At 44.0% G+C, this 25898-nt stretch carries 23 protein-coding genes; 3 read left to right on the top strand and 20 right to left on the bottom strand.

Annotation, left to right across the window (positions count from 1 at the left end):
• Nucleotides 1-6: 6 nt before the first annotated feature.
• From NSQ72_RS01835 to NSQ72_RS01795, 9 genes are all read right to left on the bottom strand, one after another.
• Nucleotides 7-1320: an MFS transporter gene (locus tag NSQ72_RS01835; RefSeq protein ID WP_341083158.1), complete on the bottom strand. Its 1314-nt coding sequence runs from the start codon at nt 1318-1320 to the stop codon at nt 7-9.
• 45 nt (nt 1321-1365) lie between these two features.
• On the bottom strand, nt 1366-2568 hold the full coding sequence (locus NSQ72_RS01830; protein WP_341083157.1) for a CaiB/BaiF CoA transferase family protein: 1203 nt from the start codon (nt 2566-2568) through the stop codon (nt 1366-1368).
• Nucleotides 2569-2692: 124 nt separating this feature from the next.
• On the bottom strand, nt 2693-3073 hold the full coding sequence (locus tag NSQ72_RS01825; protein WP_341083155.1) for a cupin domain-containing protein: 381 nt from the start codon (nt 3071-3073) through the stop codon (nt 2693-2695).
• 23 nt (nt 3074-3096) lie between these two features.
• Nucleotides 3097-4857 (bottom strand): thiamine pyrophosphate-binding protein, encoded by a 1761-nt coding sequence (locus tag NSQ72_RS01820; protein ID WP_341083152.1) that lies wholly within the window; start codon nt 4855-4857, stop codon nt 3097-3099.
• Between the two features lie 38 nt (nt 4858-4895).
• Entirely contained in the window at nt 4896-5612 is a 717-nt protein-coding gene (gene aroD / locus NSQ72_RS01815) for a type I 3-dehydroquinate dehydratase (RefSeq protein WP_341085002.1), read from the bottom strand.
• Between the two features lie 66 nt (nt 5613-5678).
• The gene (locus tag NSQ72_RS01810; protein WP_341083151.1) at nt 5679-7112 is read right to left on the bottom strand and encodes an aldehyde dehydrogenase family protein; all 1434 of its coding nucleotides are present in this window, start codon (nt 7110-7112) and stop codon (nt 5679-5681) included.
• Nucleotides 7109-7966, bottom strand: coding sequence for a citryl-CoA lyase (locus NSQ72_RS01805; RefSeq protein WP_341083150.1), 858 nt, complete (start codon nt 7964-7966; stop codon nt 7109-7111). Before NSQ72_RS01805 ends, NSQ72_RS01810 begins: the two co-directional genes overlap by 4 nt.
• 520 nt (nt 7967-8486) lie before the next feature.
• On the bottom strand, nt 8487-9308 hold the full coding sequence (gene nadE, locus NSQ72_RS01800; RefSeq protein WP_024424335.1) for an ammonia-dependent NAD(+) synthetase: 822 nt from the start codon (nt 9306-9308) through the stop codon (nt 8487-8489).
• A gap of 197 nt (nt 9309-9505) precedes the next feature.
• A complete protein-coding gene (locus NSQ72_RS01795; protein ID WP_106025724.1) occupies nt 9506-10102 on the bottom strand; it encodes a DUF1989 domain-containing protein in 597 nt (198 codons plus the stop codon).
• Between the two features lie 112 nt (nt 10103-10214).
• Between NSQ72_RS01795 and NSQ72_RS01790 the strand changes: the two genes are divergently transcribed.
• Nucleotides 10215-11531 (top strand): amino acid permease, encoded by a 1317-nt coding sequence (locus NSQ72_RS01790; protein WP_039176332.1) that lies wholly within the window; start codon nt 10215-10217, stop codon nt 11529-11531.
• On the opposite strand, the gene NSQ72_RS01785 is transcribed toward NSQ72_RS01790, so the two are convergent.
• From NSQ72_RS01785 to NSQ72_RS01755, 7 genes are all read right to left on the bottom strand, one after another.
• A complete protein-coding gene (locus NSQ72_RS01785) occupies nt 11526-12284 on the bottom strand; it encodes a YqcI/YcgG family protein (RefSeq protein WP_341083149.1) in 759 nt (252 codons plus the stop codon). The genes NSQ72_RS01790 and NSQ72_RS01785 overlap by 6 nt on opposite strands.
• A 191-nt stretch (nt 12285-12475) precedes the next feature.
• Nucleotides 12476-12859 (bottom strand): UPF0715 family protein, encoded by a 384-nt coding sequence (locus NSQ72_RS01780; RefSeq protein ID WP_039176326.1) that lies wholly within the window; start codon nt 12857-12859, stop codon nt 12476-12478.
• Between the two features lie 308 nt (nt 12860-13167).
• Complete coding sequence (locus NSQ72_RS01775) at nt 13168-13797, bottom strand: LysE family translocator (RefSeq protein ID WP_339208832.1); 630 nt, start codon at nt 13795-13797, stop codon at nt 13168-13170.
• 115 nt (nt 13798-13912) lie between these two features.
• Nucleotides 13913-15103, bottom strand: a complete 1191-nt coding sequence (locus tag NSQ72_RS01770; protein WP_099662869.1) for an MFS transporter — start codon at nt 15101-15103, stop codon at nt 13913-13915.
• 54 nt (nt 15104-15157) lie between these two features.
• Nucleotides 15158-16204 carry a Gfo/Idh/MocA family protein gene (locus NSQ72_RS01765; protein ID WP_099662868.1) on the bottom strand — a complete coding sequence of 349 codons (1047 nt, stop codon included), beginning with the start codon at nt 16202-16204 and terminating at the stop codon, nt 15158-15160.
• Entirely contained in the window at nt 16201-17067 is an 867-nt protein-coding gene (locus NSQ72_RS01760; protein ID WP_341083146.1) for an HAD-IIB family hydrolase, read from the bottom strand. Before NSQ72_RS01760 ends, NSQ72_RS01765 begins: the two co-directional genes overlap by 4 nt.
• On the bottom strand, nt 17042-18367 hold the full coding sequence (locus NSQ72_RS01755; RefSeq protein WP_341083145.1) for a DegT/DnrJ/EryC1/StrS family aminotransferase: 1326 nt from the start codon (nt 18365-18367) through the stop codon (nt 17042-17044). Before NSQ72_RS01755 ends, NSQ72_RS01760 begins: the two co-directional genes overlap by 26 nt.
• Before the next feature lie 109 nt (nt 18368-18476).
• On the opposite strand from NSQ72_RS01755, the gene NSQ72_RS01750 reads away from it, so the two are divergent.
• Entirely contained in the window at nt 18477-19466 is a 990-nt protein-coding gene (locus tag NSQ72_RS01750; protein ID WP_330545851.1) for a LacI family DNA-binding transcriptional regulator, read from the top strand.
• A gap of 45 nt (nt 19467-19511) precedes the next feature.
• On the opposite strand, the gene NSQ72_RS01745 is transcribed toward NSQ72_RS01750, so the two are convergent.
• The 3 genes from NSQ72_RS01745 to NSQ72_RS01735 form a co-directional block, all read right to left on the bottom strand.
• Complete coding sequence (locus tag NSQ72_RS01745; RefSeq protein ID WP_341083144.1) at nt 19512-21134, bottom strand: L-lactate permease; 1623 nt, start codon at nt 21132-21134, stop codon at nt 19512-19514.
• Nucleotides 21135-21177: 43 nt separating this feature from the next.
• Nucleotides 21178-22125: an L-lactate dehydrogenase gene (locus tag NSQ72_RS01740; protein WP_039176305.1), complete on the bottom strand. Its 948-nt coding sequence runs from the start codon at nt 22123-22125 to the stop codon at nt 21178-21180.
• A 217-nt stretch (nt 22126-22342) separates the two neighbouring features.
• Nucleotides 22343-23773, bottom strand: a complete 1431-nt coding sequence (locus NSQ72_RS01735) for a YfcC family protein (protein ID WP_341083143.1) — start codon at nt 23771-23773, stop codon at nt 22343-22345.
• Nucleotides 23774-23926: 153 nt separating this feature from the next.
• On the opposite strand from NSQ72_RS01735, the gene NSQ72_RS01730 reads away from it, so the two are divergent.
• The gene (locus NSQ72_RS01730) at nt 23927-25054 is read left to right on the top strand and encodes a M20 peptidase aminoacylase family protein (RefSeq protein ID WP_059374368.1); all 1128 of its coding nucleotides are present in this window, start codon (nt 23927-23929) and stop codon (nt 25052-25054) included.
• A gap of 48 nt (nt 25055-25102) precedes the next feature.
• Here NSQ72_RS01730 and NSQ72_RS01725 read toward each other — a convergent pair whose 3' ends face one another.
• Nucleotides 25103-25825, bottom strand: a complete 723-nt coding sequence (locus NSQ72_RS01725; protein WP_058837272.1) for an SDR family NAD(P)-dependent oxidoreductase — start codon at nt 25823-25825, stop codon at nt 25103-25105.
• Nucleotides 25826-25898: the final 73 nt, after the last annotated feature.

Genomic DNA, 25898 nt, shown 5'->3' with positions numbered 1-25898 from the left:
TTCCCACTACGGTTTTAATTGGATACGTTCAATTTTACCTACAATGAAAATGTACGACAATGCCCCGCCTAATGCGACTAAACTGACGAATAAAATTCCCCCGTTGTAAGAGCCTGTCGCCGACACGATGAATCCGATAATCAGCGGAGTGATGATCCCAGCTAAATTAGCAAAAAAGTTAAATACGCCGCCAGCAAGCCCAACCATTTCCCTCGGTGCCACCTCGGACAGCATCGTCCAAGAGATATTAGACAGTCCTTGCGCAAATGAAGCGATGGATAAAATGGTCAGCACAAGCGGGATATTCGTTGTAAAGTTTGCTAAAACAATGGTACTCGTCATCAGCAAGCCAACCACTACCGGCAGCTTTCTCGCTACATTCACTGATACACCCTTTTTAAGCAGCCAATCAGACACATAACCTCCAAACAAGACCCCAAAGAATGCAGCAATATAAGGAAGAGAAGCAGCAAAACCTACCTTGAGAAATGCCATGTTTTTCGCCTCTGCCAAATAGGTCGGAAACCACGTTAAAAAGAAAAAAAGTGTAGACGCAACAGAGAATTGGCCAATATAGAGCCCGATCAATTTACGATATTTCAGAAGGGCGGCAAAGTCTGCCCATTGCAGCTTCTCCTGTGATGCGACGGTCAGCCCTTCGCCTTGCCGGATTAATTCTAACTCATCTTCATTTATCTTCGGATGCTTCTTCGGTTCGTGATAATACTTGTACCAAAAGAAAGCAAATATGATACCGAGCGCACCTGCCGTAATAAAGACGGTTCTCCAATCGAAAGTCGTCATGATCCAAAAAAGAAGAGGTGTCGCAAATGCAAGACCCACATACTCTCCAGCTGTGTATACTCCTGTTGCAAAAGCCCGTTCCCGCCTTGGAAACCATGTAGTGACAATACGATTATTTGCAGGAAATGCGGGAGATTCTGTAATTCCAATAAACAAACGGCAGCCGAATAAAAAGGCAAAGCTGTTCGCAAACGCCTGTAAGCCTGTAAAAATAGACCAAGTAACGAGTGATATCCCATACGTTACCTTTGAGCCAAATTTATCGAGAATAAAACCGCCTGGAATTTGCATCGCTGTATATGTCCAGCTAAATGCCGAAAAAATCAGACCTAATAAAGCAGGATTTAATTGCAATGAAGATTGAATAGCAGGCGCAACAATAGACACACTGGCTCGATCAATATAATTAATAGCGGTAATAAAAAACAACAGAATCAATATGCCAAAACGGGCTTTCGTTGGTTTCACATATGCGGGCTGCAATTCATTCCCCTTCAGTTCTGAATGCACTTTCATAACCATCCTCCTTTGTTTCCGCAGCGTGCGGTTCGGTTGAACGTCTTAAATAACCCCTTTTTCTTCTAACTGCTTACACTCTTCTTCTGTTAAGCCAAGCATATTTGTTAGAATCTCAAAATTATGTTCGCCTAAATCAGGTGCAATGTGACGGATACTTCCAGGTGTTTTTTCAAACTTCGGAATGATCCCAGGCACCTTCACTTTTCCAAGTCGAGGGTGATGCACTTCGACGATATTCTCTCTTGCTTTAAATTGTGGATGTTCAAAAATATCCCGAATACTTAAGATCGGGCTCACAGGGACACCGTAAGTATCTAGACTTTTTAATACGTCATCCCTTGTTTTCGACGCGATCCATTGCGAAACAATCGCATCCATTTCTTTGTTATGCTTCAGCCTGGATGCATTAACCGCGAATTTTTCATTCTCTAATAAATCTAATCGATTCATCGCCTCAGCCAATCGATTGAAGGTCGAATCTGTACTTGTTACAAGAACCAAATAATGCCCATCCTTTGTCTCATAGGTACCAGCAGGGCTTGAATGACCGCTTAGCCCCGGTGAACGCTCACGCACCTTCCCAAGCTTGTCATATTCTGCAACCAAAAACTCTAACATACGAAACACAGATTCATAGAGGGCCAAATCCACCATTTGCCCCGTTCCTTCTGGATGTGTATCCCTGTAATACATCGCTGTCACAGTAGCAAATGCCACATAGATGCCAGCAATATAATCAGTTAGAGAAAATGAAGGGCTGACTGGATGCCGGTCTGGAAACCCTTGAATATATGTAAAGCCACTAAACGCCGTCGCTGGCGTTCCAAATCCGGCCTTGTCCTTAAACGGGCCCGTTTGACCATAACCCGATACACGAATCATAATTAAACGAGGGTTGATTTCTTTTAACACATCGTACCCAACGCCCCATTTTTCGAGTGTTCCAGGACGGAAATTTTCGATCAGTACATCGACCTGAGCTGCAAGCTTTTTAAAAATGTCTTTTGCTTCGTCTTTGTGCAGATCCAGTGTAAGGGATTTTTTATTCCGTGAGAGACCTGACCATCTAAGTGGTTCCCCATCTGCAAAAGGGCCGACATGCCGCAGCGTATCGCCTTTACCAGGAATCTCGACTTTGATGACTTCTGCTCCAAAATCTCCTAGAAGCACCGCGCCATAGGGTGCAGCGATCATTGTAGAGACGTCTAATATTTTTATTCCTTCGAGCGGTGTATTCATATTCATTGCTTGACTCCCTTTCATTCAAGTGATGAAGGGCTAAAATCATTTCTAATTTAGCCCTTTTCATCTTTCTGATTGACCCGTAAGGCCCTGATGATTCAAAAGCAGGGCTCACCGGTGCAGGTTTTTAATCCTTCGGAAGCTGCCCTTGCGGCGTGTAGAGCCAAATAAGCCATAAAGGTTCATCGCCTGTATTCACATGCTGGTGCGGGACACCGTCTGGAATGAACATGAAATCATTTTGCTTAAAGGACTGCCTTTCTCCTTCACAAATGACTTCGCCAGACCCTTTAATCACATAATCAAACTCCTCTGAACCCGGGTGATTGTGCACTGAACTTGCTTCTCCCGGTTCAAAAATGGTGAGACCCGCCATCATATGCTCTGATCCAACCGTATCTGGTGTAATGGTTTGAAATACCTTTCGAATCATTTGCTCCTCTGGACGATCTAAGCCTAACCATAATGGGTTCCCATCTTGAAACGGATTCAATACTTTAATTTTCATTGGTGATTCCTCCCTAGTAATGTTTAGTTCACACTGACATGTGAGCGTTTTGTATTTGGTGAATAAATGTCATTAATATTCCAATGTCCATCCGTAGGAACAGGATCATTTTTCATCGCTACATCAATGACGCAAGGCTCCTGACAGGCAACGGCTTCAGCCAAGGCTTCTTTGAATTCAGACGCAGAAGTGATTTTAATCCCCTTCATTCCATAACCTCTCGCAATGGCAGCAAAATCCGGAGAATAGCTTTCTCCACCTTTTCTAAAAACAGTGCCGTACGTCGTTTCATAGTGCGCCATTTGCAAGCCGGCTATTGTGCCAAACGCACTGTTATTCATCACAATCCACACAACAGGAATGTTTTCTTCAACGGCTGTTGCGAGAACGGATGGATTTTGACCGAATCCGCCGTCTCCAACGAGTGACACAACGACACGGTCAGGCTGGGCAATCTTTGCCCCAAGTGCGGCAGGGGCTCCAAATCCCATTGTTGCAAAACCGCCTGGGGTTAAAATAGTTCCTGGAGTGAATACAGGAAATTGCTGTCCGACCCCATTTTTATTCCAGCCAACATCGGTTGTAATGAAAGCATCTGGCGGCAATACTTCCCGCACTTCCTGCAAAATACGCTGCGGTTTCATTGGGAAAGACTCGTCTTGAATATTCGTCAAATTGCTCTTTTGAAATTCCTCACGATATGCCGCAATGTCCTTTTTCAATTCAGGGCGATCGATACCTTCTGGCAGCCTTTCTTTCGCCACGCGATTGAGTACGGTCAGTGCCTGCTTGAGATCGGCTACCGCTCCAATTTCAACAGGGTAGTTCCGGCCAATTTCATTCGGATCAATGTCAATATGAATGAGCTTGGTTGATTGGAAATTGAACGTATACTCCGATTCCCACGAGCTCGCATCAGCTTCAGCAAAACGGGTGCCTAAAGCCAATATATAGTCCGCCTCTTTGCACTGATCATTAATAAATTTTGTCCCCCAAAACCCCGTCATTCCAAGGGTCATTGGGTGATCATCCGGCATGGCTCCTTTCCCCATCAAAGAGTGAGCAACAGGGATACTTAGATGGTCAGAAAATGCCTTTAATTCTTCAGCTGCATCAGCTAGTAAAATGCCTCCCCCTACATATAAGAGCGGCCTTTCTGCCTGCAGCAATCGGTCTAATATCCGATTGGCCGTTTGATCATCAATAGAAGGTTTTTCAATGGTGTGTGTATGATGGTTCATTTGTTCAAACAGGGACACATCTAGATCTTTTGAGAAAACGTCCATCGGAACAGAAATAAGCACCGGGCCAGGACGGCCGCTTTCAGCTAACTGAAATGCTTTTGATAAAATCTCTGGAAATAATTCTGGAATATCGACTCGCCATGCTCTTTTCACAAACGGCCGGTAAATTTCGTATTGAGAGGCATCGGAATGAAGATTGATCTCTTGGTGTGGGTGCTTTCCGTAGTAATGACTTGGGACATCTCCTGCAATGACAACCATTGGAATGGAATCAAGTGCTGCATTCGCTACCCCTGTTGCCGCATTGGTGAGTCCAGGACCTAGATGACTGAGAACAACAGCCGTCTGTTTCTTTGCTCGCGCATAACCATCTGCTGCATGTGCCGCTATCTGTTCATGCCTGACATTTACAAATTGAATCGAGCTTTTTTCAAGCGCTGATAAAAAAGCAATATTCGTATGACCGCATAGACCGAAAATATGCTCGACTCCCCGATTTTCTAAGTACTGAATAACCTGTGTAGAAATATTCTTCTTCATGTTTCTCTCCTCTCACGTTGCAGCTATGAATCTGCTACTCACTTATTCTTTGAAAACACAATAGATAGAACATTGTTCAAATTCTGTATCGCCACTTGCCCGGGAGCTGAGCTTTCTTTCCCTACAGCAAAGGTCATGACAGATCCAAAAAGTCCACCAACCATTCTTGTAAAAGCCCCGTATTCCCCCATTGCCATGGAAATCACGGGAATTGACAGCTGCTTTTTCGCATGGCTGGTCGCTGAGAGCAGTGTTAATGCATCGTCATAGGAATGCGGCATCACTGCGATCTTTGCGATGTCGGCGCCGACTGATTCTGCATTGACGAGTAGCTGCACGAGACGATCTATCTCAGGGGTGCGATAGAAATCGTGATACGACACAATCAAGGTGACGCCATTTCTTTTAGCTGCCTGACTGACTTGCTGTATATGTGCCACATCCTGCATCAATTCATAATCAACGGCATCCACAAGCTGTGTGGAACAAAGCTCGGCAAGCAAAGAAACTTTCTCAGTTTCGGAGAGTGATATACTTTCGCCGCCCTCCTTTTCAGAGCGAATGGTGAATAAAAATGGGATGCCCTTTGCCTTTTCTACCATTCCCTTAAGGGTTTCTATCACTTGTTCCTTGTCATGAAGGTGATGAAAAAAATCTGCCCGCCACTCGATCACATCAGGCTTCTTCTCTGTTAACACCTCGACCTCATGAAACAATTCTTCCTTTGTATGTCCGATGAGCGGCGTACAAATCATTGGTTGACCGCCTGTCTGCACACTTTTTACTTTTTGCTGAAATGCATTCACATCCCTCCGCCCCTTTCACAGACCATTTGGGAGCACGACCATTTTGGTTTCGGTCATCTCCTCGATGGCGAAACGCGGACCCTCTCTTCCAAGACCACTTCGCTTAATCCCACCATAAGGCCAATGATCCAGTCTAAAATTCGATGTCCCATTGATGACAACACCGCCAGTTTCAAGCTCTTTTGCTGCGTGTAATGCCACATCCAGCTGATTCGTAAAGATCCCTGCCTGCAACCCATATCGACTATCATTTGCTTCTTTGATTGCCTCCTCCAGCTCCTCATAAGGGAGAACGCTGACAACTGGGCCGAACACTTCCTCACAGACAACCTTGGCCTGTTTCGGAGGGTTTAACAAAATAGCCGGTGTGATGCTCGCTCCATTTCTTTTTCCCCCATATAAAAGCTCAGCCCCCATACTCTCTGCCTCTTGTATCCATGCCTCAACACGCTGCGCGGCCTGGACATCAACCATACAGCCGATATCACTCTCACTAGACAGCGGATCTCCAACGACAAGCTGCTCTACTTTTTGTTTTAATACCTCAGTAAACGTCGGCATGATTTCCTGGTGGACATAAATTCTTTGAACAGAAATACAGCTTTGACCGGAATTACTAAAGCCTGTTTTGGCACAAAGGGATGCGGCTTGTTCAATATCTGCATCGTGATGAACAATCGTCGCGCCATTCCCTCCAAGTTCGAGCAGTACCTTTTTTAATCCCGCAGAGGTTGTAATATGTTCGCCTCCGGCTGCCCCGCCGGTAAAAGAGATGAGATTCGTTCTTTCATCAGTGACTAACTGTTTCCCAGCCTCGACCCCGCCAATCACAAGCTGCAATCCAGCCTCAGGAAATCCTGCTTCGAGAAGGAGTTTGACAAACGCTGTGGCAACAGCTGATGTTTGCGGTGCAGGCTTCAAAATAATGACATTCCCTCCCGCAAAGGCTGGACCGACTTTGTGGCAAATTAAATTGAGCGGTGCATTAAAAGGAGTAATCGCCAGCACAACTCCGACTGGTACTTTAAATGTCATGGCCATTGCTCCCTGTCCACGCGATGATACATTGCCAGGAATGGTCTCACCTATTAATCGATTCGCTTCTTCCGCCGACTGCGCCAGCGTCTCGATTGATCGCGAAACTTCATCTCTTGTATTTTTAAGTGGTTTGCCTAGTTCTAGCGAAATCAGTTTTGCAAAATGGTCTTTTTGTTCTTCAAGTAAGGTGGCTGCTTTTGTTAGAAGCTTTGAGCGTTCGATGGCCGATATTCCCGCTATTTGTTTTTTAGCATGCTGCGCACTAGAAAGCGCCTGTTCTATGTCTTCTGATGAGGCGAGATAGGATGTACCGATTATTTCTCCTGAGTAAGGATTGATGATATCAGTTTTGACACGATCGGTATCCAGCCACTCGCCGTTTATATATGACAACGCTTTGAGACCACTCAAATTTTTTCTCCCTCCTTCAAGTGCCGCGTTCCATGCCCTGCATAACGAACCAATCTTTCTTCATTCGGACAAGGTCCCTTCACGAGGGCTCCCTTTGTCAGCTCCTCATATGCATGCGCCACGATGCCCATTCCTCTGGATAAGGAAAAAATGCCTTTTGCTGCTTCGGCCGGAATGTTTAATTCACATTGGATGGCAGCAGATACACCATCTATATTCATCGTGATTTTCTTCCCTTTCAGCTGTTCAAGCTCATGTCTAATCGCTTCGGCTAATCGTAAATATGTCCCGCTGATAACACCTTGCTGGACATATGTGTGACTCAGCTCATATAAACGTCTCACCCTCGGATCATCATCATGAAGCTGATGTCCGATTCCCGGGATTTTTTCCTTGCGAGTTAACCATGTTTGGCACACTTGCTTTGCCGCAGACTGTACATCCTTTTGATCATCGTAGATCGCTTTGGCTTCGTATAACATACGCATGGCCTTCTCTCCGGCTCCGCCATGAATGTCACCTAATAGATTCACCCCTGTTGCAACAGAGGAATTAAACGAAATGCCGCAAGTCACGGCCATTCTGGCTGCTGCAATAGATGGCGCCCTTGGTCCATGGTCCGCACCTGCGACAAGAACACTTTCAAAAAGAGCTGCTTTTGAATCATTCAATAATTCACCAACAAGCAGTAAATAGAGCATTTGTGGATACGACAATTCACCAATCAGTTCTTCAATCGGATATCCTCGAAGTTCAATTGAATTTTTTTGAATATGACTAATCTCAGTCTCCCACCAAGCGCCTCCCTCTTTGTAAATTTCCAGTGCACTTCGATTTTTCATTGTGTCCATCATTCCTTTAGCTTCTTATTTGGAGGTGAATCACCCCCTTATTCCATTCAGTGGAATCTAATTTCACTTTTCGGAATGTGGTTTCATTGTAAGCGCATTCTTTTTCTTCGTCAATCATTTTTTCTGAAAATACTGTCAATAGAAATGAAATTAAGTGAATCGAACTAATTATGCTTGCTTTTTTTGATCAAAAAAACCGATATTTAGTGAAATGGACTTAAGTATATCGTTCTACTAATTTAATGAAATTTTGGTTATTTTGTCAAACCCACTTGAAATTCGACATAAAAAAACCTCTCCATCTGGAGAGGTCTCTGATTATTGACAAAGGGCTAAAATGATCTTTATTTTAGCCCTTTGTCTTCTTTTCAGCGTAATAGAAAACCTTTGCAGCCCTAGGAAAGGACGAGTACCGGAGCGGAGCGAATTTGACATTCGTGAGTACCGGCGCGCAGACCTGACACCGAATGCGAAGGTTTGTCTACACGCTGAAACCTCTCCATCTTCTGGAGAGGTCTCTTTTTTATTTCCACCAATCATCAAACATGGAAGCGGGTACTTGGCGTTTATGCTCTGATTGAACATAGCGCTTTTCAATCGCTTCTGCTGCTTGATCTGACACTGGTTTGCCTTCTAAGTAATCATCAATTTCATTGTACGTAATGCCGAGTTCTGTTTCATCCGTTTGCTGAGGTTTGTCGTCCAGCAGATCGGCTGTTGGTTTCTTTAAATACAGGCGTTCCGGTGCTTCTAGCGCTTCGAGTAGCGCCCGGCCTTGGCGTTTTGTCAAGCCTGTGAGCGGAAGAACATCTGCACCGCCATCACCATACTTCGTGAAGAAGCCGGTTACTGCTTCAGCTGCATGATCTGTACCGATGACAAGCAATCCTTCCTCACCGCCGACAGCATATTGCGCGATCATTCTCATACGTGCTTTGACATTCCCTTTATTAAAGTCAGACAATGGGCCGCCTGTTTCTTTTTGATATTGATCACTGAATGCTGATACGGCAGGTGCAATATCATATTTCCACGACTTGTCTGGCTGAATAAATGATAGAGCAAGCTGTGCATCATCTTCATCCTGCTGCACACCATGCGGAAGGCGTACCGCAATAAAGACAGCATCCTCTTTTCCTTCTTGACGAAGCTCACTGACAGCAAGCTGTGCAAGACGTCCGGCAAGCGTTGAATCCTGCCCGCCGCTAATGCCGAGTACAAATCCTTTTGCCCCGGTTTTTTTCAAGTATTCCTTTAGAAATCCAACCCGTTTTTCGATCTCCTGCTTTGGGTCAATTGAGGGCTGCACATGCAACTCTTGGCTGATCTTTTTCTGCAAACTCATACACTTTTCCTCCTAAGCATCCTCTACATGAAGAGAACAGGTTTTACACACAATTCATTGATTTAACAACGTTTTTTGAATCTCCATTATACCATGTTTTCATCAAGAACATTTTGTTAGACGTTCCCCTATCTCTTAGATATCAAACATTCACAAGTGAAAAAGACCATGTCTTTATGGACTGGTCCTTTTCTTTTTTAATCGATTTCTACCCGTATAGATGTACAGCTTGAACCATTACACTTCCCAATATCAGCAGGACAAGCGGACACGGCCACAATGAGATCCATTTCAGCCCTCAGGCGAATGTAGTCACCTGGCAGCGATTTTGGCAGCTCGACAGACAGCTTTCCTTTTTCATCAATGACTGTATTCATAAAGGCATTAAAAGGATAGTACATATCCTCCTTTGGAATTCCAAAGGGCTCAAAGGCAGTCCGCAAATTGTCGTAGCATGTATGCATGACCTCTAAGTGCGTCCGGCCGTATAAAAGCTGATACATTTCTTGCCGGCAGGCGGGCATGTATAAATCATGGCATTCTACTGTATCTTCAATGATCGTAAACATCGGTTTATATAAATTAGAATAGAGCTTATCGCCTTTTTTCACTTTGGATGAAAATAGGCTATCCATCGTCGCACCTTGGTCAAATTTTTCATAAAAATCCTTTTCATGATAGGCCATCACATCTGCTACTTGCTGGCCTTCGATATCAACCACTCGCATACATTGGCCTTTTCCTAAACGAAAGCCGAGTCTACCCTTTGGCAAAATGACGTATTCTCCGTTCATCACATGCACTCCTTTCCATGACAGTATGCCCAAAATGTCCCCTTGATCATGTATAAAAAAAAGACGCGGTCACAAGCTAATGTCATTGAAATAGAAAGGTGTTGCACTTGCATTGAAAGAAGAACAATCTTTATCTTGGTGGCAGCTTTCTCTCATCGGAGTCGGCTGTACAATTGGCACTGGGTTCTTCCTTGGTTCCAGCATCGCCATTACAAAATCCGGTTATTCCGTCTGCATCTCCTTTTTGCTTGCTGCGGTCGGAACGTATCTCGTTTTTAAACATTTGGCTGCGATGACAGCCGATAATCCTGATAAAGGGTCATTTTGTTCCTATGCTCGTAAAGCATACGGACGATGGGCAGGGTTTAGCAATGGCTGGGTGTATTGGTTTGCAGAAATGCTGATTACAGGAAGTCAGTTAACGGCCATTTCTCTATTTACCCGTCACTGGTTTCCTTCTGTTCCGCTTTGGGTGTTTTCTGCAATTTATTCCGCTCTTGCCCTGCTCGTCATTATCATTGGGCTATCTTCTTTTCAAAAGACAGAAAATGTTCTGGCGGTACTGAAAACAGCGGCGATTTTTCTATTTATGATTCTTGCGGTGCTTGTATTATTCGGCATTTTGACAGAACATAAACCGACCCTTCATCTTCCTAATAAGGATCACGAATGGATGCCTCTTGGTCCGCTTGGTCTTTGGAATGGTTTGATTTATGCGTTTTATGCTTTTGGGGGAATTGAAGTCATGGGGCTGATGGCGGTTCATTTAAAGGACCCAAAAGATGCAGCAAAGGCTGGACGTGTCATGCTGATCATTCTAGCAGTCATCTATATCGTCTCAATCGGACTTGCTCTCTTGCTTGTCCCAGTGACAGCCTTTAATGAGAACAGCAGTCCATTTATTACTTCATTAGAGCCGTTTCATTTATCGATCTTTCTTCATATCTTTAATGGCATTTTTATCATTGCCGGTTTTTCGACATTGGTTGCCTCTCTCTATGCAGTCACAACGCTGCTCGGCACAATGTCAGAGCATCAGGATGCACCTGCTTGCTTTAAACAAAAAGATCCATCGCATGTGAGATGGTCTTCGATTATCTTAACTGCTGCCGGCTTAATTGTCTCGATTTTGCTAGCACTCTTTTTGTCCAAACACATCTACGAGCATCTCACAACAGCAGCCGGTCTTACCTTGCTGTATACATGGATCTTTATTCTGTTCTCAAGTAAAAAGCTATCCAAGCCATCCACTCGCCAAACGTGTGAAATGATTCTTGCGCTGCTCTTAATTGGAGCCGCCGTTTCTGGCACATTAACAGAGGCAAGCGGACGACCTGGCTTTTTTATCAGCCTTGGGATCATTGCAGTGATTGCCGTCATGGTGCTATTTATGAGGAAAAAGTGGAAACAGGATCAGACCGCATCATAATTTCATCATGTTTTTTAATGCAGTAAATGGACATTTGGCGGAGGCTGGTTTCTCCGCCTCTTCATCTGGGAGAAAATATTGCTTCCATTCATGATTGGTCGGATCCCCGTACCATTTTAATGATGGATGTACACTGACCTCATCATATGCTTTGAGCCGCTTGCGAACGAGCTGGCTCATTTTTTGTCCAAACTTGGTCGATCCATTCAATTTCTCAAACACCCATCTAGGCTGAAATGCCATCATGACATAAGGGAAGTGGCGGCTTTTTCTGAGCTTGTGAGCAGGTGTGGAACATAAAATAAAATACGCTTCACCATGGAAGCAATACTCCCACTCATGATGATGAGTATCTAGCGGAATCTCCTCAGGCCATGGTTCTTCATCTTTATGATGCAGCCGTTGAAGCAGCGTCCAAAAATGCTGCTCAAACTCTTCAAGCGAACTTTCCTTTAAATCCTGCGGTGTTTCAAAAAAACAGATAAATGAAGCATATTGACCGGTTTCTTTCGCACAGCCTTTGTATTCTCTAAGCAGCTGGGCTAATTCATCCACTGCTTCCTCTTCCCTCGGGTCACCAACAAACCCATAGCGTAAATGATCGAGAAAAAATCCCTGTCTTCCGGGTACACAAGGGAATGTATCTCCTTCATCTCCGACCATCTCGCCAAATTTTGTGAAAGCGTCCTGCTTCCATTCTTCTAGTGATCGTAGATTTTGATCAAGGCAACTTTTTGCATACAGCTGGGCCATTTCCTTCCACCTCGTTTTAGCGTCTTCTCCACAGCCTATGAGGTGGAAATGGCTGTGGTGACTGTCCTCCCACGACTTTCCTTGCGCATGACAAGATGGGGATTTCCATTCAAATGGAGCAGGTATTTGTTTCTCTTATTCTATTATGCAGATCAGCCTAGCGTAAGTTAATAGAGCGCCTTTCGTCATTTCTACGATTGGCTCTTCATCAAAAAGACGGAATCCAGCACCCAATAAATAAGGGCTGCGCAGAAGCTAAACAAATAAACTTTATAGCTGATGAACACAACAAGTCCATAATCAATCCATAAAGCCAAAGCCGAGCAAACCACCCAGGCCGCAATAAAATAAATCAATAAGTCACGGCTTCGAAACCTTTTAGGATGCCGGTGTAAAACAAGCTGAATTGGTACAGCAAAAATGACATAAGCAAGCAAAATGAACAGACTGGTCATCTCCACATAACTGAAGCCCGCTTCAGATGGCATAAATAAAAACGTATAAATGAATGTTGCTGTGATGACTGATAAAATCAACATACACAAATAATTAAATACTGGCAGAAACATACGCATAGCAGAGGCTCCTTCAATCCATTTTCTATTCCACCATTATTCAAGAATGTGTTATGTCTGTCAATCCTTACAAAAAAACAGACTGAATGTGTCAGTCTGCTTCAGATTACTGACAAAGGGCTAAAATGATTTTTTATTTTAGCCCTTTGTCTTCTTTTCAGCGTGATAGAAAACCTTTGCAGCCCTAGGAAGGACGAGCATCGGAGCGGAGCGAATTTGACATTCGTGAGCACCGGAGCGCAGGACTGACACCGAATGCGAGGGTTTGTCTACACGCTGAAACAGACTGGATGTGTCAGTCCGTTTTTCTACCCAATCAAAGCCATAATCCCTTGATACCCAAAATAGACGCCGAAACCAAGTAAAGATAGACCTGCAAGAACGGATAAACCATGTAACACACGTTCACTTAAATAACGCCTAAACGAACTAGCAAGCAGCGCCATACAGAAATCCCAGATTAGCATGCCGATAAAAATAGCCATACTGTACATAAGCATTTGGGAAGCTCCATACTTTTCGATCGTATTGGCTAAAATGCTGCCATAGATGCCAAGCCAAAACAAAATACTGAGCGGATTAGATAGAGAAATGAAAAATCCGGTCATGAACGAATGGCCAATTGATGTGTTACCGCTGTCCTTTTTCGGACTCTCCTGCAAATTGATTTTACGCAGACTTTCAATGCCGGTATAGGTCAGAACGAAAAAGCCGAACAGCCACAAAAAGGTTTTTACAAGAGGTGCAGTCAAAAGCTGGGCGACACCAAAATAGATGAGAAGCATATAGACAATATCCGCAGCCATAGCCCCCACACCAAAAATCCAAGCATGCCAAAATCCACTTTTAATGCCTCTGTCGATTTGGGCTGCATTGACTGGCCCAACAGGCGCTGAAAGCGACAACCCTAAAAAGATATAACCAAAAAACACCGCCACATAGACGTCCTCCTTTTGATGCTGACTTGTACATGTTATTCAAACTTTCTGCGTTTTAGTACAAGTCCTTTGTCATCATTTCAGGTGGACCTTGGGGAGCGGCTTGATCATGTGCTTAGCGATCTGCTTTCAGTTCCGTCTGCTGCGTGTGTACTGTTTCTTTTTTCTTAGAACGATTCATTTGAATCGCAGCTGCAAACAGAAGAACAGCTAAGAAAGCAAATACAAAGACGGCACTTGCCGCTCCTGCCCATTCCAGACTAAATCCAATCAAAAAGGACAAGCAGGCTCCGCCTAAGCTCGCGGCTGCAATAAAATAACTCGTCGCCTCATCGATGGCATTTTCAATCATTAAGGCAGATGCTGTCAGTGCGATTGGGAACATGCCAGCTGCGCAAAGCCCGATGAAAAAGATGAGGATCAGCTGCGCAGTAATGTGGGTTGTTAGAGCGAATATCACAAGCAGCAAAATCATCAGTGATGCGCTTAGCTTTAAAAAACGCAGCGGGTGCAGCTGATCAGCTTTTCTCGCAATCACAGTCCTGCCAATGACGATCGCTGTCCAGAAAGTAGAGACCGCAAAGAGGCCCCAATTTTCTCCCCCCTTTTCCAGCATGATCGACGGCAAAAAGTTCGCAAAGTTCGTTTCAATCCCTGCGTAGAAAAAGGCAAAACAAATCATAATGACCACGATCATTCGATTATTTCGATCAAGAAGCAAGGACGGTTTCCTCATCCCTCCTGTGGAAGGAGCATCCATCTGTCCATGAGGCAGTTTGTTCATAAAAACAAGCCATAGCATGAGGAAAAATGTCAGCGCACCCACCTGAAATAAAAACACATACTGCCATGTCTGATCTGTGACAGTCAGCAAAATCACTAGCGGAAATAACAGTGCACCTAATCCAAAAAAGACCTCCATGATACTGATTCGCTTTGCACTATTAGCCATTGAAATGACATACGCACCGGCTGTTGTCTCAAGACTGCCTGCGCCACTCCCAAGAAAAAAACCTGCCAGCACAAGCGTCGTCCAGCCGGGCACCAACAGCCCCAGCAGAAGTGAGCCAATCATCAGCAAAAGACCCATCGTCAGCACAGCGCCATAGCCTCTTTTTCTCACTAGAATGGGGGATAGCAGAACACCTGTCAAAAAACCAATAAACTGAAAAAAAATTAAAGATGATAATTCCCCAGGACCCTTATCATAACTCGACAGCAAATAAGGCGTTAAGCTGCCAAAGAACACATGAATGGTCCCAATAAAAAAATAAAAGACACAGCCAAAGTAAAATACCTTTTTCATCTTTTCACTTCCTCTAAAAAGGAGCGGAGTCATGACATCCTCCGCTCCACCTCTTTAATATGCCTGAGCAGAGACAACTGCCTCTTCCCTCTCAAAGCATGTATTGAGCGCAGCCTGCGCGCGATAACCATCTTCAAAATTAGCGACCTTCATATGAGTTGGGTATGGATCAGTATTCACCCAATGCATCAGCTGATCGCGGAATGTATCGGACCATCCGTAAAATTCATTCGGCGGATCTGTCAGCAAGGTTTGCGGCATTTGATGACGCTCCACACACAATCCATCACTGATCTCATATTCGTTTTTCATGTTCGTATGGTATTTGAATACCTTGTCATGACCAACGACTTCTACACTAAATCCACATTCCTCAGGCTGCGTACTTTTGGATGTCACCAAATGAAAGAACACTTGATTCTCCATCTGCCCGAAAATTTCGGTATGATCATCCACCTGTACCTTTTTCTCTTCTTTTTCCTTTACACGTGTCAGCATCTTGGTGTTAAGTGATTCTTTCTTCATTTCACTGCCAAATAAGTACCACAGCATATCAATCAAATGAATGCCAAGATCTCCTAGCGCACCGCTCGTACGCAGACTTTCGCCGCTGTCTCTCCATGAAAATGTCTTTCTTCTGAGGGCACTGTTTTTCTTAAAATGAGTTCTGACGGTCAAAATACGGCCTAATTCTCCGTTGGCAATCAAGTTCTTCAATATATTCACAAAGGATAAATAACGATAGTTAAAGCCCATACTGGCTTGAACTTGGAACTGTTTGGCTGTCTCTACCATTTCCTTCGCTTCCTTCAGCGACACAGCCATCGGTTTTTCACATAAAATCGGCTGTCCTGCTCTTAGCGACTGAAGGGCATGGTCCTTATGACAAAAATTAGGGGAAGCAATGATCAACCCATCAGATGCATCTGCAAGTGTCTCGATACTTGAATACACACGTCCGCCGTACTGTTTAATGAATCCCTGTGCGACCGACTCATGCAAATCATAGACACCGGATAATTCTGCACCTTTGATCGTTGATAATGCTCTTGCATGTGCTTTTGCAATATTCCCTGCTCCAACAATTCCAATTTTCTTCATGAATGTGCCTCCTCATGTTTATACATCACTGTTTTCAGAGTTTCATAGATTCCTTTTGCATACCCATGATGACAAATTTGGTGATGGTGCCGTTTGGCTTCGCCTGTCGCATTTTGGACAAGGAAACCGTGCGTGACGGATTGAAGCATCCGCAAATCGTTCCCACTATCACCAAACGCAAAGCCTTGATCTTTCGATAGATCATATTGGTTCAGCATAAAGCGGACAATTTCATCCTTCCCTGTTCCTACTGGTAAAAAATCGACATCATAGCAATCCGCAGGATCTCCTGCAAGCGGGTTGCATTTGTTGATGTTGACCGCCACACCCCGCTCTTTAGCCAGTGATTGGATAAATGATAGATGATGAAGATCCGTCCGTTCATCCTGCTCCTGATAATAGAAATTCTTTTTATACCCTGAGCTGCCCAGCTGCGTTTGCGGTCTAAGGGAAATGCCCTTTTCTCGGACAGTTTCCAGGATGTCTTCGATTTTTTCATCTGAAAAGCCCTGTGCATCCAGCCGCTTCATCCACTCTGCATCTGGCTGTCCAAAATGAACATCCGACGTATATACAATCTCAGTCCCTAAGTTCGACGCAATGAAATGCGGGAATTGATGAAACCCGCCTTTTTCCATTTTGCTCGTGACAGAATCGAGGCTGCTTCCCGTCACCCAGCCCAGCAAAAGCTGTCCCGCTTCACTCTTTTCTGCTACAAAGGCTTCCAGCCGCTTGACATCCTCTCTCTGCTCCTCTGTCATTTCGTGAGAATAATACGTTTCATCAAAATCACAGAAGACGATCCACTGCGGATTCTTCGGCTGATTCAGTAGTTTTTTATTGAATGGAAGACTTGATAACATGATGAACCCCCTCGATGACCTTCTCCTGATCTTGCAGCGGCATTCCTGGGTAAAGCGGCAGGTGAAGTAATTGCTGCGCTGCCTTTTCCGTGTGCGGTAGTATTGTTTGTCTATACTTTTGAGAAACAAGATTTGTTTGATGCTGATGCGATAGGATCGGGTAATAGACATCCGTCTCTATGCCCATTTCCAGCAATTTCGCTGCAAGTTCATCTCGGTCTCCCTTCAGTACTCTAATCGGGAATAGATGCCATACATGGTCATCCGTCAGCTTCGGAAGCTTCATGTATCCTTCATCCTCAAGCGTTTGCAGCTGGTCAATATATCGCTTGGCTAAGTAAAAACGTTTAAAGTTTTGCAGTCCTAAATACTTCATTCGTTCGAGTCCGATTGCTGCCTGCAAATTATCAATTTTGGAATTAAAGCCGTAGTCACTGCGTTTGACATTTTTCTTTCCAGATTCAAAGCCGTGATAGCTGATCTCCATGCATTTTTCCGCTAAGGCCTCATCGTTTGTAGCGATGGCGCCTGCCTTTCCGCAGACCCCAAGGTTTTTGTATGGATTAAAGCTGAGAACAAGTCCATCTCCATAAGCACCAAGGCCACTGCTGCCAATCGCTTGACAGCCATCTTCAATGATTTTCAAACCATGCTGTTTCGCAATCGCCGAAATAGCCTTCATATCCGCTTGCTTTCCATATAAATGAACCGGTAGAATGCATACCGTTTTATCTGTGATATGCTTCTCTATTTCACTCGCTGCGAGGCAGTAGGTTTCTGGATCGATATCGGCATATACCGGAACAGCCCCAATGGCAAGCACTGCATTTTCTGTTGCAGCAAAGCTGTTGGCTGGCAAAATCACCTCGTCTCCCGGATGGACGCCTGCCGATATGAGACTGATCATCAAGGCATCTGTTCCACTTGACGTGGCTATGACATATTTTTTCCCTAAGTACGCAGCAATCGCCTTTTCAAAGGTCGGAATATATGGCCCTGAAGTAAAACGGCCAGAGCTCAATACTTCCTTCAACACCAGCATAATATCATCGATTTCATCCTCTGAAATCAGTTTATCAACCGGCAGAAACGGTATCTTTTTTTCCTTATTTTGTTTATAATGGAAGAGAATTTTTTCCAAACCTGTGCGTTCTATATCTTGCTCAAGGAACGTCACCAGCTTTTCATTTGCTAGATGCTTTTCAACTGAATCGGCTTTTACTTGAACACCTTGATTGATCATATCCAGCAAAGGAAGATAATCCTTGCTTTTACCTGATATCTTCGTCAATATTTGCATTCCATTCCCTCCAATTAATCAATTCCTTTTGTTAATATTTAACTTGTTTCACATTGTAAATGATGTTATCGATTTCAGAACAATAACTTTGTGTAAAGGATTTGTTAATATGTGTACAATTTATGAAATTGCCAAACGCTGCGGGGTTTCAACCACCACCGTTTCCAGAGTGCTAAACCATCACCCATATGTGTCAGAAGAAAAGCGGCAGCTCATCTTACAGGTGATGAAAGAAATGGAATATACACCGAGTTCAGCAGCCCGCACACTAAGGTCACATCAGACAAAAACCATTGCTGTGTCTGTCCCAGCTGTGGACCATCCTTTTTTTGCACAATTGATTAAAGGCATTTCAAAAGAAGCCCTTGATCAAGGATATAAAGCCATCGTGCTTCAGACGTTTTATCAAGAAGCATTAGAGCTTGAAGGACTTCAACTATTAAAAAGAAGAGAAGTAGATGGGGTTATATTGGGGGCGTTAGAAAATACGTGGGAGAAAATTGAGCCATTTTTAACGAACGGCCCCATTGTCATGGCAAATGAATATCATCAAACAGCAAACATCCCGATTATTGGATACGATGAACGGGAAGCCGCCTATAAAGCGGTGGACTACTTGATTCGGTCGGGGCGAAAATCGATTGGGTTTTGCTTCGATACAGAAAGCAGTGAAGCGCAGAAACAAAGAAAACAGGGCTATCTTGATGCACTCTCTGCTCACGGTTTGCCGCTGCAAGATGATTGGCTGTTTGGAGAGGCTTTTACCATTGAAGACGGCTTTCGCTTAATGGAGGTCATCCATCACATGACGGATGCGCCTGATGCCATTTTCACCGGCAATGATCAAGTTGCAGCAGGGCTCATTAAACAGGCCATTTCATATGGCTATCAAATCCCCGAGGATCTAGCGGTCATCGGCTATGACAACCAAGACATATGCGAAGTGACAGCTCCAACGATCACCACGATTGACATACCGATCGTAGAGCTTGGCCAGCGGTCAGTACAGCAAATGATCGCGCTTCTGCAAGACCAAAAACCATTACAGCGCGAACATATCCAGCTGCCTACCCGGCTCGTGACAAGAGAATCTACATAAAGAAAAAAGACTGAGATCTCTCTCAGTCTTTTTTAATCTATCAACCTATAAAAATTGAGCAAGAATGAATGTCCATATACATACAATGCCGAGCAGAATGAAGCTGTACTTCACGGTCTTTTTGAAGAGCTCAGATTCTTTCCCTGTTTCTCCAACAGCTGCTGTAGCGATAGCGATAGATTGTGGAGAAATTAATTTCGCCATCACACCACCGGTCGTGTTCGCCCCAATCAACAAACCTGCCTGTGAGCCGATTTGAGAAGCAGTGACCGCTTGAAGGTTACCGAATAAGGCGTTGTTACTCACGACAGATCCCGTAATAAACACACCGATCCAGCCAAGCACCGGGCTGACAAGCGGGAACAAATCGCCTGTTTTGGCAAGAGCAAGTCCAATCGCAGAACTTAGTCCAGCAAAGTTCGCCAGGTTGGCAAAGCCCATGACAAAACAAATGGTAAGAACGGGGAGCCAAAGCTCTTTCACCGCTGCTTTTAAGCAGGCAGCGCCTTCTGTTAACGTAATATGTCTGCTAAACAGCCCTGTCAGCATCACCGCAAGCAGAATGGCAGTACCCGTTGCACTGATGACATCAATTTTAAAGATTGCATCAATAGGTGTTTCCGTTTGTGCAATTGGTGGTAATTTCACAATTTGCTGATGTAAAAATGGCATTTTCACTAAAATGGTCGTCCAGTTAAGCGGTCCTCCTACAGCAAACAATGCTTTAAATGCTGGCAGGCTCCATACTGTAATAACAGCAGTTAAAATATAGAACGGAGACCATGCTTTCAGTATTTCAACGCCGCGATACGTTTGTTTCTGTTCAATATCTGGCGCTCCTTCTTCTCGATAAATGTGTTTTGGCTGCCATTTCCGAAGAAATAAAGCCAAAATTCCCATACTTGCTAAGGCAGAAATAATATTGGCAAGCTCAGGACCCATCGTCACCATTGTAACAGCTTGCAAAATGGTATAGGTTCCACTCACAACAAGCAAGGCTGGCAGAGTTTCTTTGATTCCTTTAAATCCATCTACAATCAGAATGAGTAGGAACGGAATACAGAATGAAATAAACGGGATCGTATATACAAGGGTTTGAGATAACGCAAGCGGCGTCATATTGCCCATTTGCGCCCCTGTAATCACTGGGATTCCCACAGCACCAAATGCACCAGATGCAGCATTGGCAATTAAGCAGAGCATCGCGGCTTTCAGCGGTTTAAACCCAAGCTCTGTTAAGAGAGCGGCACTAATCGCAATCGGTACACCAAACCCAGCAGCACCTTCTAAAAATGCGTTAAAGCTAAAACCTATTAATAAGAGCTGAAGACGTTGATCTTGAGAGATTCCTGCAATACTAGAACGAATGACATCGAACTTACCAGATTTCACTGCAATTTTATAGAGCCATACCGCCATGATCACGATATATCCAATCGGCCACAGCCCATTAGATATACCGAGCAGCACAGCAGATAATGCCTTTTCAACTGGCATATGGAAGAAGAAAACAGCTGTTACAAAACTGACGATTAAGGTAAAACAAGCGGCTAAAACACCTTTTAACTTAAAAACGGTTAATGCAAGTAGGAAAAACAAAATTGGGAGCATTGCCACCAATGCACTGACGAATTCATTACCAAACGGATCATATATTTGCTGCCACATAGTGATTCATCCTTTTCTGCTCAGATAGGTTGCTTTTGATTGATTAAAAATGAGGAGCCAAAATCTCTTTTAACACATTCACACTGTGTGCAAATTTTTCTTTCTCCGTGTCGTTTAGTGCAAGCTCCATCACTTCTGTTGCACCATTTCGATTCACAAGGGCTGGTACACCAATGTAGACATCTTCTGCTCCGTACTCACCATCCAAGTAAGTGCTGACCGTTAAAATGCTGTTTTCATTGTGCAGGATCGCTCTTGTAATGCGGGCTAAACTCATTGCTACGCCGTAGTAAGTGGCGCCTTTTTTCTCAATGATTTGGTAAGCGGCATGACGGACATTTTCCATGATTTCATCTAAGTCTTCTTGTTTGTATTGATCATTTCTCTTCATTAATTCTGTAATTGGTACACTTCCGATATTCGCATGACTCCAAACAGCAAGTTCAGTATCCCCATGTTCGCCAATGATGTACGCATGCACATTGTGTGCCGCTGCTTCAAAATACTCACTGAGCATGTATCTAAATCTTGCCGTATCAAGCGTCGTACCACTGCCAATCACTCGTTCTTTTGGAAGTCCACTGAATTTCCAAGTCGCATATGTCAAAATATCAACTGGGTTCGTAGCAACTAAGAAAATACCATCGAATCCGCTTTTCATCACATTGTCTACAATGCCTTTAAATATATTTAAATTTTTCTCAACAAGGTCAAGTCTCGTTTCACCTGGCTTTTGGTTTGCACCAGCACAGATACAGACGATATCTGCATCCTTACAATCCTCATAATCTCCATACCAAGTATTCACAGGATGCGGGGCAAATGCTTTTCCGTGGTTTAAATCCATCACGTCACCCATTGCTTTGTCTTGATTCAAATCGATAACAACCAATTCATCTGTGATCGCTTGATTTATTAATGTAAAGGCATAACTGCTGCCGACGAAACCTGCTCCAATAAGGGCTACTTTGTTTACTTTTTCGTTTGTCATTTATCTCATCCTCCTGAGTAAAACTAGGCTGTTTTTATTATGTGAAGTATTTCACATTCTTATTGTGCAACACTTCACAAACTTTTGCAAGGGGGTTGCTCAAAAAAAAGATGTAGCGAATTTGTGAACACATTTATTCTGCTTTCAAAGCGCTGGCTCCATACATATTTCCACAAGAAAAAAGCTGCCAAACGCTCTTCGGCAGCTTCAAACGTGTTTAATAAGGACCCCAGTTGATCATGACCCCGATACAAATAAATACAAGACCGATGACAAACCAAATGAGGGCAAGCGGCACCATAAAACGCAGCCACTTTACATAAGGAATACCACTTGCAGCAAGCACAGCCATCAACACTCCAGAAGTCGGATTGATACAGTTGACCACCCCTTCACCAAGCATTACCGCTTCTACAGCTACCTGTCTTGTGATGCCCATTAAATCAGCGAGCGGCGCAAGAATCGGGATAAAGACAACGGCTTCTCCTGATCCTGATGAAATCAAAAAGTGAAGAAGCGCACTCGCAATATACATCCCGATCGCACCAGCAATTGGACTAAAGCCTGTCAGCATACTCGCCAAGCCGTTGACCACTGTATCAAGCAGCTTCCCATTTTCTAAAATGACTGAAATACAGCGTGCCATCCCAACAATAAGTGCGCCGTATACAAGGCTTTGACAGCCGACAATAAACGTTTTCGCAATATCATTGGCCGCTAATCCTCCAAGCAGTCCAGCTGCAATTGCCATAAAAATGAACACACCGGCCATTTCCTTATCGGTCCAGCCAAGCTGAAGTGCGCCATATAAGAACCCTCCAAGTGACAATCCGCACACCGCTAAAATCAGCTTATGTCTGCCAGTGAATGCAGGCTTGTCCACAGATTCCGCATCGGCTCCGCCAAGTCCCTTAGCAGGAAACCATTGATCGCCAAGAATGCTTCCCTTTTCTTTATTCTTCAGACGTCTTGTATATAAATAGATGTACACAATACTTGAAATAAGAAAACAAAGATAAATGATGACACGCAGCCCAATGCCAGAAAAGATCGGCAGCTCTGCGATCGTTTGTGATAAACCTAATGGAGATGGAGATAAAATCGTTGCATTAAACCCTGCATAACAGCCGATGTATATGACAGCCGCTCCTGCTACAGCATCCCATTTCAAGGATCGTGCCACAATAATGCCAATCGGAATAAACCCAATAACAGAGTTCACGACAATTCCGGTCGTTCCAAGGACTGAAAATAATCCCCCAACAATACAAATAAACAATAATTGCTTCGTTTGAAACCGGCTGATGACATGGTGAATCATTCCGTTAATAGCACCTGTCTTCTCCAAAATGGCAATGGTTCCGCCCGTAAATAGAATCAGAAAAATAATAGAAGCGGACCCTACCATTCCTTCTTGTATCGCAGTGAAAAAGCCCACTGGACTCACTGGTGATTGATCAATGCGGTGATAGCTGCCAGGAACGGCTGTTGTGATCTCCCCAGATGTCTTTCGGTCAAACTCACCCGCTGGTACAAAATACGTTGCTATCGTACAAATCAGTGCAATCATAAATAAGAGAACATACGCATCCGGCATTTGAAGTTTTCGTTTCTGTTTCTCTGGTGCTGATACTGTCGCAGTTTTCATGTGCCAAAACCCCTTTGTCCCGATCGGAATTTCACTTAATTTTCAGAATAATCAAATGATGTGTTATATTATAAACACTGTTGATATTTAAGATCAATATTATTTCACTAAAATAATGTTTTGGCAGATTATCTGTCAGCAAGGAGGCTCTTCATGACAACTTTGACAAACGAAATGAAACAAACCGTGACAGACATCTTCGAACACTTGCATGCCCACCCAGAAATCAGCTGGGAAGAAACAGAAACGACCGCTTATATTGAAGATATATTGAAAAAATTGGGCTGCAAAACTCAAACATTTGACGACTGTACAGGAGTGATCGGTGAAATTGGAGAAGGCGCACCAGTGGTCGCTGTGAGAGCCGATATTGATGCACTTTGGCAGGAAGTAGATGGTGAGTTTCAGGCCAATCATTCATGCGGCCACGATGCACACATGACAATGGCTCTTGGCACCTTTATGGCATTAAAGGAAAAAGAACGCCCAAACGGCACGATCCGTTTCATCTTTCAGCCTGCCGAGGAAAGAGGCGGCGGTGCGCTGAAAATGATTGAAAAAGGTGTGCTGGCAGATGTCGATTACTTATATGGCGTACATGTGCGCCCAATTCAAGAAACATTAAACGGACGCTGCGCTCCTGCTATTTTGCACGGATCAAGTAATCATTATGTCGGCACAATTACTGGAGAGGAAGCGCACGGTGCACGTCCACACCTTGGCATCAACGTAATAGAAGTGGCTTCAACCCTCGTGCAGAGACTCGCGCATATCCATGTCGATCCACGAGTCGCCCATTCTGTGAAAATGACCAATTTACATGCTGGCGGGGGCAGCTCAAACATCATCCCAGGCAAAGCTTCTTTTACATTAGATGTAAGGGCGCAAACAAACGAAGTAATGGATGAGCTAGAAAAAGAAATTGAAAGAGCAGTTCATTCTGTAGCGGATGCCTTTGGTGCTTCCATTACACTTTCAACAGACCATCGTCTGCCTGCCGCTACGTTAAATGAGGAAGCTGTCCAGATCATGTCTCATGCGATTGAACAGGTTTTAGGTCAAGAGCAGCTTGATCCCCCGATCGTCACAACAGGTGGAGAAGACTTTCACTTTTATGCAGCAAAGCTTCCGCATATCAAATCTACGATGCTCGGTTTAGGCTGTGATTTAAAGCCAGGTCTTCATCATCCGTACATGACCTTTGACCGCTCTGCAATCTTTACCGGCATTGAGATTTTGACTGAAGCTGTCTATCAAACGCTCCAGCAGCATTCATCATAAAATGAAAAAGCCACCCGCCTTCTCTTCAGGACGGGTGGTCGCTTTATATTATGCATTCAAATCTGCCATGGCTGGAACGTTGATTTCTTTCACACAAGATACCCTTGATAAGTGAATCACACATCTAGCAAGCTCCACAATATCCTGAACAGGGATTCTCGTTTCATCATATAGAGTAATGGCCTTTTCGGCTCCCTCTTCATACGGAACCTCTGCCGCCAGCTCTCCTGGATTGATACAGGTAACAGATATTTTATCTTTTCTCACATGCTCTCTCAGCGCATTCACAATTCCGCGCAGGCCAAATTTAGATGCAACAAACGAGACTTGCGGCAGGTTTGTATGATCGAGTCCAGCCGTTGAGCCAATCACGATGATTTTCCCATTCTCCGATTTCCTTACGTGCGGAAGCAGTGCCTGGATGTACGTAATGGTTGAGGTGACATTCACATTAATTAAGTGCGCAATATCCTCTGGCTGATCGTGATCAAAGGAATAATCGTCTTCAAAGCCTCGTTTTTCCCATAAACCGACGTTATAAATAAGTACATCAATCGTCTTGTTCTCCAGTGCTTCGAGCATATAAGGGATATGTGTTTGGCTTGATAAGTCGATTTTCAGCCAAATTCTATGTACACCGTCATCTATGCTCAAACTGCTTGGTTCACTTCGCGACACAATCCAAACTGTATCTCCACTTGAAGGAAGACCCTTTACAAAAGCATCTCCTAATCCTTGACTTGCACCGAATATGATATAGTTTTTACTCATAGCTCCTCCTTCTATGGCACAGAAACTGAAAGCGTTTTATACCTATATCATACAGATTCTAAGAGACCACCGC

The organism is Bacillus sp. FSL R5-0659 (assembly GCF_038008785.1).
In the GTDB taxonomy this organism is placed as follows: domain Bacteria; phylum Bacillota; class Bacilli; order Bacillales; family Bacillaceae; genus Bacillus; species Bacillus safensis.
The sequence above is the reverse complement of the archived record's forward strand: the minus strand, read 5'-3'. Positions and strand labels throughout refer to the sequence as shown.

Coding starts and splice junctions, on each gene's coding strand:
- NSQ72_RS01835 (WP_341083158.1), bottom strand. CDS start 1,320: ATGAAAGTGCATTCAGAACTGAAGGGGAATGAATTGCAGCCCGCATAT.
- NSQ72_RS01830 (WP_341083157.1), bottom strand. CDS start 2,568: ATGAATATGAATACACCGCTCGAAGGAATAAAAATATTAGACGTCTCT.
- NSQ72_RS01825 (WP_341083155.1), bottom strand. CDS start 3,073: ATGAAAATTAAAGTATTGAATCCGTTTCAAGATGGGAACCCATTATGG.
- NSQ72_RS01820 (WP_341083152.1), bottom strand. CDS start 4,857: ATGAAGAAGAATATTTCTACACAGGTTATTCAGTACTTAGAAAATCGG.
- aroD (WP_341085002.1), bottom strand. CDS start 5,612: ATGATTTGTACGCCGCTCATCGGACATACAAAGGAAGAATTGTTTCAT.
- NSQ72_RS01805 (WP_341083150.1), bottom strand. CDS start 7,966: ATGATGGACACAATGAAAAATCGAAGTGCACTGGAAATTTACAAAGAG.
- nadE (WP_024424335.1), bottom strand. CDS start 9,308: ATGAGTTTGCAGAAAAAGATCAGCCAAGAGTTGCATGTGCAGCCCTCA.
- NSQ72_RS01795 (WP_106025724.1), bottom strand. CDS start 10,102: ATGAACGGAGAATACGTCATTTTGCCAAAGGGTAGACTCGGCTTTCGT.
- NSQ72_RS01785 (WP_341083149.1), bottom strand. CDS start 12,284: ATGGCCCAGCTGTATGCAAAAAGTTGCCTTGATCAAAATCTACGATCA.
- NSQ72_RS01780 (WP_039176326.1), bottom strand. CDS start 12,859: ATGCGTATGTTTCTGCCAGTATTTAATTATTTGTGTATGTTGATTTTA.
- NSQ72_RS01770 (WP_099662869.1), bottom strand. CDS start 15,103: ATGAAAAAGGTATTTTACTTTGGCTGTGTCTTTTATTTTTTTATTGGG.
- NSQ72_RS01765 (WP_099662868.1), bottom strand. CDS start 16,204: ATGAAGAAAATTGGAATTGTTGGAGCAGGGAATATTGCAAAAGCACAT.
- NSQ72_RS01760 (WP_341083146.1), bottom strand. CDS start 17,067: ATGTTATCAAGTCTTCCATTCAATAAAAAACTACTGAATCAGCCGAAG.
- NSQ72_RS01755 (WP_341083145.1), bottom strand. CDS start 18,367: ATGCAAATATTGACGAAGATATCAGGTAAAAGCAAGGATTATCTTCCT.
- NSQ72_RS01750 (WP_330545851.1), top strand. CDS start 18,477: ATGTGTACAATTTATGAAATTGCCAAACGCTGCGGGGTTTCAACCACC.
- NSQ72_RS01745 (WP_341083144.1), bottom strand. CDS start 21,134: ATGTGGCAGCAAATATATGATCCGTTTGGTAATGAATTCGTCAGTGCA.
- NSQ72_RS01740 (WP_039176305.1), bottom strand. CDS start 22,125: ATGACAAACGAAAAAGTAAACAAAGTAGCCCTTATTGGAGCAGGTTTC.
- NSQ72_RS01735 (WP_341083143.1), bottom strand. CDS start 23,773: ATGAAAACTGCGACAGTATCAGCACCAGAGAAACAGAAACGAAAACTT.
- NSQ72_RS01730 (WP_059374368.1), top strand. CDS start 23,927: ATGACAACTTTGACAAACGAAATGAAACAAACCGTGACAGACATCTTC.
- NSQ72_RS01725 (WP_058837272.1), bottom strand. CDS start 25,825: ATGAGTAAAAACTATATCATATTCGGTGCAAGTCAAGGATTAGGAGAT.